This is a genomic window from Flavobacterium lacustre (assembly GCF_027474525.2).
In the GTDB taxonomy this organism is placed as follows: Bacteria; Bacteroidota; Bacteroidia; order Flavobacteriales; family Flavobacteriaceae; genus Flavobacterium; species Flavobacterium lacustre.
On sequence record NZ_CP114882.2, the window covers coordinates 3,403,448 to 3,418,341 of the forward strand.

General features: G+C 34.0%; 15 protein-coding genes and 1 pseudogene. 9 read left to right on the forward strand and 7 right to left on the reverse strand.

Annotation, left to right across the window (positions count from 1 at the left end; all coding sequences use genetic code 11):
• The first annotated feature begins 36 nt into the window (after window positions 1-36).
• On the forward strand, window positions 37-915 hold the full coding sequence (locus O6P34_RS14685) for a DUF5694 domain-containing protein (RefSeq protein ID WP_269685269.1): 879 nt from the start codon (window positions 37-39) through the stop codon (window positions 913-915).
• 4 nt (window positions 916-919) lie between these two features.
• A complete protein-coding gene (locus O6P34_RS14690; RefSeq protein WP_432419578.1) occupies window positions 920-1,351 on the forward strand; it encodes a VOC family protein in 432 nt (143 codons plus the stop codon).
• 123 nt (window positions 1,352-1,474) lie between these two features.
• Here O6P34_RS14690 and O6P34_RS14695 read toward each other — a convergent pair.
• Both O6P34_RS14695 and O6P34_RS14700 read right to left on the reverse strand, forming a co-directional pair.
• A pseudogene (locus O6P34_RS14695) lies at window positions 1,475-1,648 on the reverse strand (anaerobic C4-dicarboxylate transporter family protein); the annotation flags it as partial.
• 73 nt (window positions 1,649-1,721) lie between these two features.
• Entirely contained in the window at window positions 1,722-2,909 is a 1,188-nt protein-coding gene (locus tag O6P34_RS14700; RefSeq protein WP_269685271.1) for a porin, read from the reverse strand.
• Window positions 2,910-3,266: 357 nt separating this feature from the next.
• Here O6P34_RS14700 and O6P34_RS14705 point away from each other — a divergent pair, with 357 nt between their 5' ends.
• Window positions 3,267-3,656, forward strand: a complete 390-nt coding sequence (locus O6P34_RS14705) for a ribosomal maturation YjgA family protein (protein ID WP_269685272.1) — start codon at window positions 3,267-3,269, stop codon at window positions 3,654-3,656.
• 8 nt (window positions 3,657-3,664) lie between these two features.
• Here O6P34_RS14705 and O6P34_RS14710 read toward each other — a convergent pair whose 3' ends face one another.
• The 5 genes from O6P34_RS14710 to O6P34_RS14730 all read right to left on the reverse strand — a co-directional run bounded on the left by O6P34_RS14710 (window position 3,665) and on the right by O6P34_RS14730 (window position 8,538).
• Entirely contained in the window at window positions 3,665-4,939 is a 1,275-nt protein-coding gene (locus O6P34_RS14710) for an O-antigen translocase (RefSeq protein ID WP_269685273.1), read from the reverse strand.
• Between the two features lies 1 nt (window position 4,940).
• Window positions 4,941-6,050, reverse strand: a complete 1,110-nt coding sequence (locus O6P34_RS14715; protein WP_269685274.1) for a DegT/DnrJ/EryC1/StrS family aminotransferase — start codon at window positions 6,048-6,050, stop codon at window positions 4,941-4,943.
• Entirely contained in the window at window positions 6,047-7,024 is a 978-nt protein-coding gene (locus O6P34_RS14720) for a GNAT family N-acetyltransferase (protein ID WP_269685275.1), read from the reverse strand. Before O6P34_RS14720 ends, O6P34_RS14715 begins: the two co-directional genes overlap by 4 nt.
• Window positions 7,025-7,059: 35 nt before the next feature.
• The gene (locus tag O6P34_RS14725; RefSeq protein WP_269685276.1) at window positions 7,060-7,662 is read right to left on the reverse strand and encodes a trimeric intracellular cation channel family protein; all 603 of its coding nucleotides are present in this window, start codon (window positions 7,660-7,662) and stop codon (window positions 7,060-7,062) included.
• Between the two features lie 132 nt (window positions 7,663-7,794).
• Window positions 7,795-8,538 carry an RDD family protein gene (locus O6P34_RS14730; RefSeq protein ID WP_269685277.1) on the reverse strand — a complete coding sequence of 248 codons (744 nt, stop codon included), beginning with the start codon at window positions 8,536-8,538 and terminating at the stop codon, window positions 7,795-7,797.
• A gap of 20 nt (window positions 8,539-8,558) precedes the next feature.
• Here O6P34_RS14730 and O6P34_RS14735 point away from each other — a divergent pair, with 20 nt between their 5' ends.
• From O6P34_RS14735 to O6P34_RS14760, 6 genes are read left to right on the forward strand one after another with little or no spacing between them, the layout of a single operon-like run.
• Entirely contained in the window at window positions 8,559-9,524 is a 966-nt protein-coding gene (locus tag O6P34_RS14735) for a stage II sporulation protein M (protein WP_269685278.1), read from the forward strand.
• Window positions 9,524-10,474: a hypothetical protein gene (locus O6P34_RS14740; protein ID WP_269685279.1), complete on the forward strand. Its 951-nt coding sequence runs from the start codon at window positions 9,524-9,526 to the stop codon at window positions 10,472-10,474. Before O6P34_RS14735 ends, O6P34_RS14740 begins: the two co-directional genes overlap by 1 nt.
• Window positions 10,467-11,228 carry a DUF4129 domain-containing protein gene (locus O6P34_RS14745; protein ID WP_269685280.1) on the forward strand — a complete coding sequence of 254 codons (762 nt, stop codon included), beginning with the start codon at window positions 10,467-10,469 and terminating at the stop codon, window positions 11,226-11,228. Before O6P34_RS14740 ends, O6P34_RS14745 begins: the two co-directional genes overlap by 8 nt.
• On the forward strand, window positions 11,221-12,420 hold the full coding sequence (locus O6P34_RS14750) for a DUF4350 domain-containing protein (protein WP_269685281.1): 1,200 nt from the start codon (window positions 11,221-11,223) through the stop codon (window positions 12,418-12,420). The genes O6P34_RS14745 and O6P34_RS14750 overlap by 8 nt, the downstream gene beginning before the upstream one ends.
• 51 nt (window positions 12,421-12,471) lie before the next feature.
• Window positions 12,472-13,479, forward strand: a complete 1,008-nt coding sequence (locus O6P34_RS14755; protein WP_269685282.1) for an AAA family ATPase — start codon at window positions 12,472-12,474, stop codon at window positions 13,477-13,479.
• 50 nt (window positions 13,480-13,529) lie between these two features.
• Entirely contained in the window at window positions 13,530-14,861 is a 1,332-nt protein-coding gene (locus O6P34_RS14760) for a DUF58 domain-containing protein (protein ID WP_269685283.1), read from the forward strand.
• Window positions 14,862-14,894 lie beyond the last annotated feature (33 nt).

Sequence of the window (14,894 nt, forward strand, 5' to 3'; positions counted from 1 at the left end):
CAGATTTCACTAATGTAACCCCCAAATAAATGAAATATGAGAAATTACAACTACTATCTTTTTTTAATCAGTTTGTTACTAACTTCTACTATTACCAATGCCCAAACCATTAAAGATCCAGATGAATTTTTGATTCCAAAAGGAATAGACAGTTTACCCAAAATATTTCTTTTGGGCACTTTTCATTTTGAGTATCCTAACCTTGACGCCAATAAAGTTGATAAATCAAAACAGATTGATATTTTGTCCGAACAAAAGCAAAAAGAGCTACAAAAGCTATTGGATTATGTTGCTTTGTTTAAACCTACAAAAATTTGTATCGAAGCGCCTGAAAGATGGAAGGCAATGGATAAGTACCGAAAATATAAAAAAGGAGAAAAAGAATTAGGGAGAGACGAAATACAGCAAATTGCCTTTAGACTATTAGACCGATTTAAACTAGACACTCTTTATGCTGTTGATGCAAGTACCATTGCGGATGACTTAACAGAAACGAAAGATTCTCTCGTTATCAGGCCCTACATTGACGAAATATTTAAAGATTACACCTTCAAAGCCAATCCTAATTATAAAAAATGGGTGGAGTACGAAACAGAGATGAACACTAAAATTGCACTGTTTGACTATTTTAAGTACTTTAATTCACAAAAGCGATTTTTAAGGGATTACGGATACTATTTATTAGGGGATTTCAAAAACGGAAAATACAACGGAGCAGACGCATTAGCGACCTATTGGTATGATCGAAATTTGAGAATCTTCAGAAACATTCAACGGTTGACCACTTCACCAAAAGATAGAATTTTAGTCTTATTTGGTGCGGGACACATATCTGTTTTAGACCAGCTCTTAAAATGCTCCCCAGAATATGATTATATAAAATTTGATGCGCTAAAAAATAAAAAAATCAACTAACAAAATGGCTTCGTTAGCTTCTGAAATAAACGAAATCAAAACCACAATTATTAAAAATACAGCTTCTTTTATGGAACATAAAACCAAATCAATCCGTCCGTTTATTGGATCTAAAAACTTTACTATTTCCCGAAATTTCTACCATGACTTAGGTTTTGAAGAAGTGATTTTAGGACCTAATTTTTCTTATTTTAAAACCGATGCCATTGGGTTTTATTTGCAAGACGCTTATGTCAAAGACTGGATTGATAATACAATGCTTTTTTTAGAAGTCGAAGACGTTAATCGGTATTGGGAGGAACTGATTGCTCTGGGATTATCCGATAAATATGAAACTATAAAATTAGTTCCCGTTCGAGAAATGGACTGGGGAAAAGAATGTTTCATTCATGATCCTTCAGGGATTTTGTGGCACATTGGAGAGTTTTACAAATAGCGATTTGTACTTTTCCTTTGGATAAAAAATAAAAAAATCTTCAAAATAACGTCTTGAATTGCAAACACAATTAAAAGTTATCTTGAAGATTTTTTTTTTACCCGGATTAGGATTCCGTTCTTTTTATAAGAAATTCACCAATCCAAAACCTACTATAATGGCCGTCCAAACGGCTATAAGTCCCGGAATCATAAAACTATGGTTCAAAATCCAGGAACCGGCTTTTGTAGTTCCGGAGCGGTCAAAATTAATCGCTGCCAAATCACTTGGATAAAAACAAAAGAAGAAATACGCATAAGAAGCCGGAGTCCCATCACCATAAGGGAGATGTAGAGGACTTTTTTGAAATTAATATTCATTGTTTTCATTTTTAAAATCGGATTTGATATTGCAGCAGGATTTGGTTGTAATCGTATTGAGTACTATTAGCAACATTGGTATTGTAATCAACGAACAGCCCCACTAAAGAAAGTTTTCCGGCATAGTCTTCGCCCAAAATATAACTGGCCATTGGTGTATACATTCTTAGCGGATTTCCATCTTTAACTAAATTTTCAAGGTATTCGTAACGGAAAGAAAACTCTAAACCGGTTCTTTTTTGGGTATCAATTATTTTTCTAATCATTGGAATTACATAAACCCCTTGCATTTCGTAATTGTTAAGATCCTTGCTAATCAATTTTGAAGCCGAATAAGCCGTCAAATTTGAACCGCGTTTGTATTCTGTATCTATGGCGAAATACCAATTAGGACTTAATTTTTTTTCAAATTGTATGTCTGCACCATAGGCCGAAGAGGACTGCCCATCAAAACGGGAAAACCCGGCATTGGTACCTAAATTCAAATGTTTAGTAAGTTTGTATTCCAGTCTAAACATGTGATTTTTGGCGTTATTATTATCACCCAGTTGGTTTTTTCCGTTTCCGTTTACAAAACTGTAATAGTATTTTAATGGTATTTTTTTATCGGATAACGAACCAAAAACCGCCGCTCCTATCTGAAAACTTTGCCAACCGTTATTTCCAAAAAGTGTGTATTGATTAGACCAGTTAAATGATTTCAGAATATCGGCTGGATACAAATCTTCTAAACCAAAATATGGGCGAAATTGTCCCACTTGAACGGTAAAATAAGAATTGAATTTGTATTTTAAATTAGCCAATTCTAAAACACGGGTTTGAGGATTATTTTTAAAATCAGCCAGATTCACCAGAATTTGCGCAGTCATTTTACTAATATCAAATTTAGCTTGTAAACGGGCATATCTTAAATAAAAACCATTGCTGGAACCACTTGCGTCAGTTGTATGATTCCCGTTGATGTCCACATTTGAAGACAGGGTGTTCGCATAATCTCCAACCAATAACATGGCGTAGGATACTTTTTTGTTCAGAAAATCGACTTTCTTGTCTTCTTGTCTAGGTGCTTCTTTTTGAGGGACGAGGGGAATTGGATTCTCTGCTTTTTTTAGGGAATCTACAACCGCACTCTGGCTGTAGCAAAGAGAAGTAAAGAGTGCCATAGGAATAAGCAGGCTCTTCTTGATTACATAAAACATACTATTAGTGTTTGATTAAAACGATTAATAGCAATGAAAACATTTTTTAAATTGTATAGCTAAAGAAAGACAGGGGCATATGAATTAAAAAAATGACAGCCATTTCTATAAAGGTTTCATTATTAATTATAGCGCGAAATTAGAGCATCAATCCACTTTATAACATGATATAAATCATGAAGAGAAAATTTGTGTACTAACCATATTTGTATTAGCAAAAGAGCACTCATTTTCAAGTGAATGCGGGAACTTGCGGGATTTAAACTTTGAAAATAATTTTATCCTATATTTGACATTATTAAGCAGGATATCATCACACTTATTTTTAGGATATCAAACACAACCTTAACCAACAGCATGCTAACATTTAACAAAAACTACTTTGGCTTTGCCGTACTTATTTTTTGCATTGAAGTTTTGATTGCACTGTTTGTCAAAGATCAGTTTGTCAGACCTTATCTTGGTGATGTTTTGGTTGTAATGCTCATGTATTGCTTTTTTAAATCCTTTATCAAATTGCCTGTCCTGACTGTTGCAATACTGGTATTGGTAATTGCTTTTGGTGTAGAATTTCTTCAATTTTTGAATGTTGTACAAATGCTGCATTTAGAACAATCCAAAATAGTCCGAACCGTTTTAGGAACTTCTTTCTCCTGGATTGATTTACTCACCTATTGTATCGGAATTGCCATTGTGCTACTTGTCGAAAAGTATGGCCTAAAAAAGAATAAAACTAAAGTGTATTGAGTCAAAATTTAAAATAAACTCTTCCTGAAATAAATACTCAAAACCAGTAAATAAACAAAATAAGTCAGTGCATGTGCCATAACTACACCTTGTATTCCTATGGTTTTAATTAAAAAAATACTCGAAAAATAAGTTATTGAAAGTGAAAACAACTCGGTGATAATAAAAGCTGTCGTCAGCTTTTTGGCAAAAAATTGATAGCCTAAAATCCAAGAAGCCATTTTTAACAAATCCCCTACTAACTGCCAAAAAAATAAAGTCGTAACCGGAAGAAATGCAGGTGTAAAAAGGATTTTAACAATTAGAAAACGAGAACAATACACGATCAATAAACCAATGACAACAAAAGGAAAAATGGTTTTGTAATAACTCCAAAACACTTTTTTGGTGTCTTGATTCGTATTTGCAACAGCGAGTTTGGGCAAAAAATAAAGGGTCAAAATAGAAGATATAAACAGCAAATAATACGATGATATTCGGGTTATGGCCTCCCAATATCCTGCTTCCTGAATACCAATACCGGCAATTAGATTTTTTCGGATAGAAAGAAAAACAAGCGACCCGGCAATCCCGGAAACTAATGCCATCAAAAAATAATGGGATAAGTTCTTTATAATCGAAAAATCAAAAAAGTGAAATCGGATAAAATGCAGTATTGGAAACGCAGTATTGATGTAATAAAAAGAGACCAAAAACAACAATGCCGGAGTGCAAATAATTGCCAGCAACGCTCCTATTGTCTGATACTGATATATAAACAAAACCGAGACCAAAAGACCTATACAATTCCCAATTATCGTGATGTAGATTACATTTTTAAAGCGTCCTAATCCATTTAAAATGGAAACTAAAATAATGGAAACCGAATACCATGGCAAAGCAAAAGCAAAAGCTTTAAAAACAAAATTATAAGCATATGAGGCTCCAAAAATAACTTCATTCCAATAATCGGACAAGAAAAACAAAAAGCAGCTCAACACTATTGAAATTATTGAAACGGAAATAAAAACAGTAGAAACATATTTTTTTAATTCAGTTTCTTTTTCTTTGACTTCAGCAATATATTTCACAATTCCGTTTTGAAAACCTAAAGTGGCTATTGTTTCAAAAGAACCTACAAAATTTCTGAAATTCCCAACCAATGCCAAGCCACTTGGGCCTATAAAAATGGCAATGACTTTGGACGTAATTAATCCTATACCCAGCTTTAAAACGACACTCAAACTATTGAGAGACGTAATTTTGAACAAGTGGGTTTGCATTATTTTTTTTAGGAAATTCAAATTAATATTGATTTAAAATTTCAATAATAAAACGAACCTCATCCGTTGTCAATACCGGACTTATAGGTAAACTCAAGACTTCATTATGTATTTTTTCGGTAATTGGATAAGACAAATGATTCCAATGTGAAAAGGCTTTTTGCTGATGTGGCGGAACCGGATAATGCAGCACCGTTTGAATGTTATTTTCTTGCAAATAATCCTGTAAATGAGTCCTGTTTTGAGTTCGAATCACAAAAACATGAAAAACATGATTAGCAGAAAAATCCCAATTGGGCAAAGTAATTTTGTCATTATGTATTTCGGATATATAACGCTTGGCAATGGCTCTTCGCTTTTCATTTTCGATATCTAAATAGGGTAATTTTACATTCAAAAAAGCTGCTTGCAACTCATCTAATCTAGAATTCACACCGATATAATCACTAAAATATTTGGTTTCCGAACCGTAATTGCGCATGGATTGAATGATTTTGGCTAATTCAGCATCATTTGTAGTTACTGCGCCCCCATCTCCCAGCGCCCCAAGATTTTTCCCGGGATAAAAACTAAAAGCCGCAGCATCCGATAGATTTCCGGCTTTTCCGCTCTGTAAATCATCCCCGGAAACAGCGCCATGAGCCTGCGCCGCATCTTCAATCACCAAAAGATTGTTTTGATTTGCAAGAGTTCTTATTGCCTCCATTTCTGCCAATTGTCCGTAGAGATGAACGGCCAGAATCGCACTGGTTTTTGGTGTTATTTTTTCTGGAATTAAATCGGGGTTGATGTTGTACGTTTCCAACTTTGGCTCGACCAAAACCGGCACTAAATCTGCTTGTAAAATAGCGAGAATACTGGCAATATAAGTATTGGCAGGAACAATCACTTCATCGCCTTTTTGCAGTTTTCCGAGTTCGATATATCCTTTAAAAATCAAAGTTATAGCATCCAGCCCATTTCCAGTTCCGATGCAATATTTAGTGCCGCAATAAGTGGCAAAATCAGCTTCAAATTTTTGGACTTCACTTCCCAGAATATACCAGCCATTGCCTAAAACTACTTTCAATTGTTGTTGAAAAGCAGCTTCATACGGTTCATTTATTTTCTTTATATCAAGGAATTTTATCATATCAAAACAGTCTCAAATGCCTTATAATTAATCGTTTTTACTTCATAAAAATCATGAACTACAGTACTGGCGCCAAAACTTTCTTTCCAATAGGACAATCCTTCATTCAATTTTTTGCCTTGGGCTTCATTTGAAATTCCAAAGTCAAAAAAGGGTTTCTTAGCGAAAATTTCTTTGATCAAAAAAGAATACAGAAAATCTAAACTTCCCAGATTTTCTGCTCCTTCAAATTTAGAAATGTATTGGCAATGTGCTACATTTTCACTTTCGAAAATGGTAGTCCCCGCTACAATTTTATCGTTAAAATACACATTAAATTGTCTGATATTTTCTGGAAAAAGAGTTTTTAATTTTGTGATTTCTATCAAAGAATGAACGGGTTTTGCGTTGTGTTTCAAGTCTAAATTCGGAATTAATATTTCATTCCAAAACGGTTCAAAATCAGTCTCTTCTTTAATGATTAAACCATTATTAATTCCTTTTTGAATGCCTCTTTTTCGGATTTTAGAAATAGGATTTTCCTTTGACAAATCGATAACCGACAAACTGTCTCTTCGCACTAATTGGGCTTCCGCCAAAAACAAAGCGTATTCCATTTCCTGCGCCGGTTTGGTATGATAAATAAATGGAATTGTTTTTAGATGCAGCTTTTCTATCGCATTCCTTTTCAAAAAAAACAAAACCGATTGAAATACAGCCAAAACATCACTCAATTTAGTCTGCTCTTTATAAACAAGTCCGCCATACGTCAAACCCTGATGCGAAAAAATAGTATCTTCTGCTCTATTTGCCGGTAAAATGGCAACTAATTTTTCATTTTCAAAAACCATCAAAGAATAATCCTCAAATCGCTCTTTATGGTACTCCATAAAATCCCGATGAAACAAGAACGTAGCATTTTTGGCTCGACCAATAAAGGCATTCCATTGCTTATAATTGCTTTTGTGGTATTGTTTGACCGAGAGATTTTTCACTATAAAAATTTAGACTTCGTGAAAGTAAGCATTTTTTATTTATGTTCTAAAGTTGGCAAATACCATTTGAACTTCACCGCCATCAAGCGACCCGAAATAATAACCAATGAAGTAATTAAGTATAAAATGTCGTTTTCTAAATTCATTTCCTTTAAAAAGAAAAAAACAATTCCGCCAAAAATACAAACCGTGGCATAAATCTCTTTTCTGAAAATAACCGGGATTTCGGTACACAATATGTCTCGGATAACACCGCCAAAACAGGCTGTCATTGTTCCCAAAGCGATACAAATAACAGGATGTAAACCAATATTTATACCTTTTTCTAACCCTATCAAAGTGAAAACACCTAAACCAATAGTGTCAAATAAAAACAAAGAAGTACGAAGACGATCAAACTTTTTGCGGAAAACAATCGCTAATATAAATCCGATAATAATGACATATACATATTTCAAATCCAGCATCCATCCCACAGGTGTGCGCCCAATCATAATATCGCGTAAAGTTCCGCCTCCCACTGCAGTGACAAATGCAATGATAAATATGCCAAAAGCATCGAGCTTTTTATGCATGGCCGTTAATGCTCCCGACATCGCAAAAGCCATCGTTCCGATAATATCTAATAGATGAAACATATTTTTCTTTTTTCAGTATTGTAATAAAGAATGTAATTGATTTTTTTACCGCAAGAGAAGTTATTTTTTATTTTAATCTCGCAAAAACAATACTCGCAAAATGGACTATCATTATTTTTTGAAATCTAACTTTTACATATTCTGCGTATAAAAATTATAATCTTTTAGAATTGTATTGACAAAATCAGAGTCATTTCCGGATTGATTTTGTATTCCTGTAACCGATTCAATTTTTCGACGTAATTTCAAGAGGGTTTCTGAATCTCCTTTGGCTTTAGCCAGTACAAAAGTATCTTTGATAATTCGCATATCGTTATCGGATAATTTGATGACCAACGGATAAACGGGCACGTATTCATCGCCAATTTCCTCCAAAATTGTGTTGTTTATCGTAATCGAATTTTTTAAAGTAATCACAGCGGTTCCTGCTGTCATATCACCTAAGCGTTGGTTTTTGGCACTTGAAATTATGGCAACCAAAGCTACAATACCATTTAGGATACTGATATCAATTATTCTAAAAAACCAACGTATCAGATAATCACCAAAACTGGCTTGATATCCATCTATTTTTACAACTTTTATTTTGCGCAGCTTTTTTCCAATGGTTTGTCCTTCAAAAATACTTTCTAACGTAATCGAATAAATCATAACCGGGAAATAAAACACCAGAATTGTCGCCATTACTGACCATTGGTCCATCGTGTCGAAACTTTTGTTCATACCTAACCAATAGAAAAAAACACCGTAAACCACTAAACAATATGCGATTTTGATTACCCAATCAATTAAATAAGCCACAATACGTTCCCCTACCGAAGCGGCTGTAAAATTTATATTGACATTTTGGGTTGTATGAATAGATAATTCTGACATATTTTATACATTAGCCATTAATGAGAGAGATTGCGTTTATAAAACAAAATAAAGAAAAATGGCTTGAATTTGAACAGGCTATTTTTGGTAAAGCTAAAAAAAATCCTGATGAAATGGCTCATTTGTACATTCAATTAGTGAATGACTTGTCCTATGCCCAAACCTATTATCCTAAAAGCAAAACGGTTATCTATCTAAATTATTTAGCCTCACAGATTTACCAAAAAATATACAAAACCAAAAGAACCGAAAAAAACAGAATCCTTTATTTCTTCACTACCGAAGTGCCATTGCTGGTCTATGATTACAAACGGTATTTAATCTACGCGTTTGTTTTGTTTTTTGCCACTGTTGCCATGGGAGTAGTTTCGGCTAGATACGATGAAAATTTTGTGCGGTTAATTCTGGGCGATAGTTATGTCAATATGACTTTAGAAAACATCAAAAAAGGAAATCCGGTGGCGGTTTACAAATCAGGCAGCAATTGGGGTAGCTTTATCGGTATTACTTTAAACAATTTATATGTGGGCGCACGATGCTATTTATATGGCATTTTTGGCGGGATTGGCACTTTTTACATCTTCTTGCAAAACTCGTTAATGCTGGGTTCTTTTCAATATTTTTTCTACCAACAAGGAGTTTTCTGGAAAAGTGTTCGTGGCATTTGGATTCATGGTTCTATGGAAATTTTTGCTATAGTTATAGAATCAACTGCCGGATTTATTCTTGGCGCTTCAATTCTTTTTCCCAAAACCTATTCGAGAATAAATTCCTTTAAAATTGGATTCAAGAACAGTTTCAAAATCTTTTTGAGCACTATTCCGTTTACAATTGCAGCGGGTTTTCTCGAAGGATTTATCACCCGATACTCTATAGAAATGGAAAACTGGTTCAGCAGTTTTATCATCTTATTGACACTTGCCCTGATTTCCTTTTACTATTTGATTTATCCATTTATTGTTCACAAAAAAACACTTCCTGCCTAATGTTTATACTATTCAAAAAACGGGGATTTAGCGAATACATCTCCGATACGATTACTTTTTTCAAAACTTTTGGAAAACATTATTTCAAGAATTACTTCATCATTAATGGTGGTTTTTTATTGATTTTAATGGTTTTGGTCTATTTCATTTTCAAAGTATATTGGGAAGTTGTTTTCTCTGCCATAGGCAATCCGAATTCAAATTATCTCGAAAATTATTTCTCTAATAATGCCGTATTATTTATTGGTTCCTTACTCCTGTTTGTCATTCTCGCAGTGATTTTATCGCTATTGAATTTTGCTTTTCCTGTTCTTTACATTCAACTAATCGAAAAAAATAACGGAAGCGATTTTACCACAGCCGACCTGATTATGAGCCTGAAAGAAAATTTTAGTCGGTTATTGAAATTTTTTCTGGGACTCGTTTTCATCATCTTACCCTTAATGATGGTTGTATTTGTACTGCTGATTTTGATGGTTTTTATCCTTATTGGTATTCCTTTATTTTTTATAGTTGGCCCGGCTTTTTTAGCCTGGATTATGTTAAGTTTTCATGATTATTTAATCCAAAAAACTGGCTTTTTCGAATCCCTTAAAAATGGTTTTGGGTTGGTTAAACAACAGTTTTGGACTATTATAGGAACAACTTTTATAATGGCGGCTTTGGTTCAAATAATACAAGGAATTATAACTTTAGTTCCATATTTCATAGGAATATTTTTGGTTTATACCAATGGAAATCCATCCACAACAACGGCTTCTCAAACCGAATATTTGTCGACAATGGGAGTTTTAATGACTGTAGTCATGGCGCTATCCATTGTACTGAGTTATTTTTTCAACAATTTTATCCTCATCAATCAAGGAATTATCTATTACAGTTTGAGAGAAGAAAATGAAAACAACACTCCCAAAAGTCAAATTGATTTAATCGGTACCAAAAGTGAATAGACTGCTTCTTATATTGTTCTTTTTATTTTGTTCCAATGTTGGAGCAATGGATACTTTGGCTGTAGCCAAAAAAGAAAAAGCACCCTTCACCCAAGACCATATTCAACTGGATTCCAGCAGGATGGAAATCCGAACTTTTGCTAAAAATTTCAAGAAAAAATACACAGATGACGCTTTCAAATATGAATTTAAAACACCCGAAAAAAATGCCTGGGATCGTTTCAAAGAATGGTTAGCGGCGTTTTTTAAAAATTTATTCCATTTTAGCAGTAATGCAACTGCGCTGGGTTTTGTTGGTGCTTTATTGAAAATACTTGCGGTTCTGATTCTTATTTTTGTCGTTTACCTGATTACAAATGCCTTGCTGAATAAAGAAGGACAATGGATTTTCGGCAGAAATTCTGATAAAAAAAGAATTGACCACAGCGAAATCGAGAAAAATCTCCATCGTATTGATTTCGAAAAACTAATCCAGGGCACTTTGGAAACCGGAGAAATGCGATTGAGTATTCGGTACTATTACCTTTGGTTACTCAAAAGTATGGCCGAAAAAAACTGGATTGTCTGGGATATCGAAAAAACCAATTCCGATTATCTTTATGAATTAAAAAATCAGTCTCAAAAAGACGAATTTGCCTATTTATCGTACTTGTACAACTACATTTGGTATGGAGAATTTGATCTGGACGAAGGCACTTTTGCAAAAGCGAAAACGGCATTCGAGAAAACCATAAAATCGATCGGTAATGAATAGAACGCTAAAAATATACATCGCCTTTTTGGTGCTGCTTCTTGCGGGTATTATTGCCATTGACAGCAACCGTCCAAAACCTGTTGACTGGACTACAACCTACGCTATAAAAGACAAAATCCCTTATGGAATGTATGTTTTTAATGCGGAAATTGGCTCTTTATTGAAAAACCAAAAAATCGAACAAATTAAAGTTACGCTTTATGAATTTTTAGAATCAAAATACAATTACGATACTTTGGTTGCTGATTATAAAATAAAAGGAACCATCCTGAATATCTCTGAAAATTCAACCCTTGACACCGAATCCCTAAAGGAAATCTGTTATTTCGTAAGTCGTGGAAATGCCGCTTTTATCAGTTCGAAAACTATTCCGAAAGTATTATTAGACACTTTAAAACTAAAAATAAAATCCGAATACAATCCTTCGGACACGACGTTTAATTGGTTAGCCAATACCAAATGGAAACCCGAAAAATATAAAATTACAGAAGGCCTCGGAAACACTTATTTTTCTAAAACAGATACTTTAAAAACCACCGTTTTAGGCTTTCAAAGTGGAGATAGCAGTCGCGTAAATTTTATAAAAGTAAAATACAATAACGGCGAATTCTTCTTGCATTTACAACCTGCCGCTTTTACCAATTTTCATTTATTGAAAGCAAATCACCATGAATATGCCGAGAAAGTATTGTCTTATATTCCAAAAGGAACTGTTTTTTGGTACATCAAAGACCAGAACGGTGAAGTGATTTCAGATTCACCGATGCGTTATATTTTGAGTCAACCGGCGCTGAAATGGGCTTGGTATATTTTCCTGACGGGAATGTTTCTTTTTATTATTTTTAATGCCAAACGCAAACAACGTATCGTTCCCATTATAAAACCGTTGACCAATACAACCATAGATTTCACGAAAACCATTGGAAATTTATACTATCAGGAAGGCGATCACGATACAATAATTGATAAAAAAATCATTTATTTCCTGGAGAAAATCAGAAATGACTATTTGATTGACACCACTCAACTTAATGATGATTTTATAAAAAAAATACATCATAAATCCGGCAAAGATTTAGTGGTAATAAAAAGAGCCGTTCTGTTGATTACAAATCATCGAAGAAGTCCGTACAACAGCATTGAAGAAGATTTAATACAAATTAATAATGCGATTGAAGAAGTTGTCAGTTAACTTACAGCAAAAAAAATAGAGAAAGACTAATAAAAAAGAACACTACATAACATGGAAGATATAAATACTCCGGCAACACCAAACGAAAACGTAAATTTTGAATCCAGAATCAATCTTGCGCCACTTTTAGAAAGCATTACCATTATAAAACAAGAACTGGGTTCAGTGATTGTCGGGCAGAGCAAAATGATCGATCAATTATTAGTTGCAATCCTTTCAAACGGACATGTTTTACTCGAAGGCGTTCCTGGAGTTGCAAAAACTATTACGGCAAAATTACTGGCAAAAACCTTAAATATTGGGTTCAGCAGAATTCAATTTACACCGGATTTGATGCCTTCAGATATTTTAGGAACTTCGATTTTTGATTTAAAAAAGTCTGAATTTGAATTCAAAAAAGGACCTGTTTTTTCGAATCTGATTTTGATTGACGAAATTAATCGGGCACCAGCAAAAACCCAAGCGGCACTTTTTGAAGTGATGGAAGAACGCCAAATTACTATTGACGGAAGCGCTTATATTCTGGAAACTCCTTTTTTAGTAATTGCCACACAAAACCCAATTGAGCAAGAAGGAACCTACCGTTTGCCCGAAGCACAATTAGATCGTTTTTTGTTCAAAATCGCTATTGATTATCCTAAACTAGACGAAGAAATTACCATTATTCAAAGAGAACATGTATTGCAAAGTCAAGGAAAACTGGAAAACATTAAAACGGTTCTTTCTGCAATCGAAATCAAAAACTATCAGGCATTGGTGAAACAAATTTTGGTCGAACAAAATCTGTTAGAATACATTGCAAAAATAGTCGTAAACACCCGAGAAAATGCCTTTTTATATTTGGGCGCTTCGCCTCGAGCTTCGATTGCCATTTTGAATGCGGCCAAAGGTTTTGCTGCCATTCGCGGACGCGATTTTGTAACTCCCGAAGATATAAAAGATGCTGCAATTCCTGTTTTGCAACATCGCGTTATTGTTACGCCAGAACGTGAAATGGAAGGAATTACCAGCACCGAAATCATCAAACAAATATTAGAAACAGTAGAAATTCCAAGATAAAAAACGGTATTGGCAATCAAGTTGTCACTACATGAATTGTTCCTGCAATCATGAAATTAATAAAAAAAATATACATCAACAATTTCTTTTTCTATGCGCTTTTGGGCATTACAGGACTATTTGTATGTGCCTTTATTTTTCCGGCTTTATACAATGCCGTTTGGTATATTGTTTTGATTTTAAGCACTTTTTTGCTACTGGATATCCTGATTTTATTTTTTGCCAAAAACGGTATTGAAGCCAACAGAACCACACCCGAAAAACTGTCCAACGGAGATGAAAATTCCATACACATTCGCATCAAAAACTATTATACGTTTCCGGTTTCGGTGAAAATAATCGATGAAATTCCGTTTCAATTTCAGGTGCGAAATTTTGAAATCAAGCGCCAATTGAAAGCATCCTCACAAGACGAAATCAGTTATGAATTGAGACCAACGGAACGCGGAGAATATTCGTTTGGAAATTTAAATATCTATGTTTCTTCTCCGTTACGAATGATTTCCAGACGATTTACTTTCGATAAAGATCAAATGGTTCCTACTTATCCGTCGTATATTCAGTTGCGAAAATATGATTTAATTGCTTTTTCGAATACCTTATTTCAATACGGAATCAAGAAAATTCGTCGCATTGGTCACACTATGGAATTTGAACAAATCAAAGAATATGTTCCGGGTGACGACATTAGAACCTTAAACTGGAAAGCCACTGCGAAGAAAAATTCGTTGATGGTTAATCAATTTCAGGACGAAAAATCACAATCCGTTTATATGGTTATCGATAAAGGCCGTGTGATGAAAATGCCTTTTAATGGATTGAGTTTATTGGATTATGCCATTAATGCCACTTTGGTTTTATCGAATGTGATTTTGAAAAAACAAGACAAAGCTGGAATGTTTGCTTTTTCGAAAAAGGTAGAAAATCGCGTTTTTGCAGAAAAAAGAGCCTCTCAAATGCAAAAAATTCTGGAAAACTTATACAACATCAAAACTGATTTTTTCGAAAGTGATTACAGTCGTTTGTATGTAGACATTAAGAAAAACATCAACCAAAGGAGTTTAATTATTCTCTATACCAATTTTGAAACCACGGAAGGTTTACACCGCCAATTGCCTTATTTAAAAGGCATTGCCAAAAACCATTTATTGGTAGTTGTGTTCTTTAATAATACTGAATTGAATGAAATTATAATCAAAAAAACGGAAACCGTTCAAGAAGTGTATGACAAAGTAATCGCCGAAAAGTTTGCTTTCGAAAAACGGTTAATCGTCAATGAACTGAAAAAATATGGTATTTATTCCGTTCTTACCCAACCCGAAAATTTGACTTTGGATACCATAAATAAATATTTAGAGATTAAAGCACGAGGGATTCTATAGATTTCAGGTTCTAGATTTAGCGAGCAAATTGGA

Coding starts and splice junctions, on each gene's coding strand:
- O6P34_RS14705 (WP_269685272.1), top strand. CDS start 3,267: ATGCTAACATTTAACAAAAACTACTTTGGCTTTGCCGTACTTATTTTT.
- O6P34_RS14725 (WP_269685276.1), bottom strand. CDS start 7,662: ATGTTTCATCTATTAGATATTATCGGAACGATGGCTTTTGCGATGTCG.
- O6P34_RS14730 (WP_269685277.1), bottom strand. CDS start 8,538: ATGTCAGAATTATCTATTCATACAACCCAAAATGTCAATATAAATTTT.
- O6P34_RS14700 (WP_269685271.1), bottom strand. CDS start 2,909: ATGTTTTATGTAATCAAGAAGAGCCTGCTTATTCCTATGGCACTCTTT.
- O6P34_RS14685 (WP_269685269.1), top strand. CDS start 37: ATGAGAAATTACAACTACTATCTTTTTTTAATCAGTTTGTTACTAACT.
- O6P34_RS14740 (WP_269685279.1), top strand. CDS start 9,524: ATGTTTATACTATTCAAAAAACGGGGATTTAGCGAATACATCTCCGAT.
- O6P34_RS14755 (WP_269685282.1), top strand. CDS start 12,472: ATGGAAGATATAAATACTCCGGCAACACCAAACGAAAACGTAAATTTT.
- O6P34_RS14715 (WP_269685274.1), bottom strand. CDS start 6,050: ATGATAAAATTCCTTGATATAAAGAAAATAAATGAACCGTATGAAGCT.
- O6P34_RS14760 (WP_269685283.1), top strand. CDS start 13,530: ATGAAATTAATAAAAAAAATATACATCAACAATTTCTTTTTCTATGCG.
- O6P34_RS14750 (WP_269685281.1), top strand. CDS start 11,221: ATGAATAGAACGCTAAAAATATACATCGCCTTTTTGGTGCTGCTTCTT.
- O6P34_RS14690 (WP_432419578.1), top strand. CDS start 920: ATGGCTTCGTTAGCTTCTGAAATAAACGAAATCAAAACCACAATTATT.
- O6P34_RS14735 (WP_269685278.1), top strand. CDS start 8,559: ATGAGAGAGATTGCGTTTATAAAACAAAATAAAGAAAAATGGCTTGAA.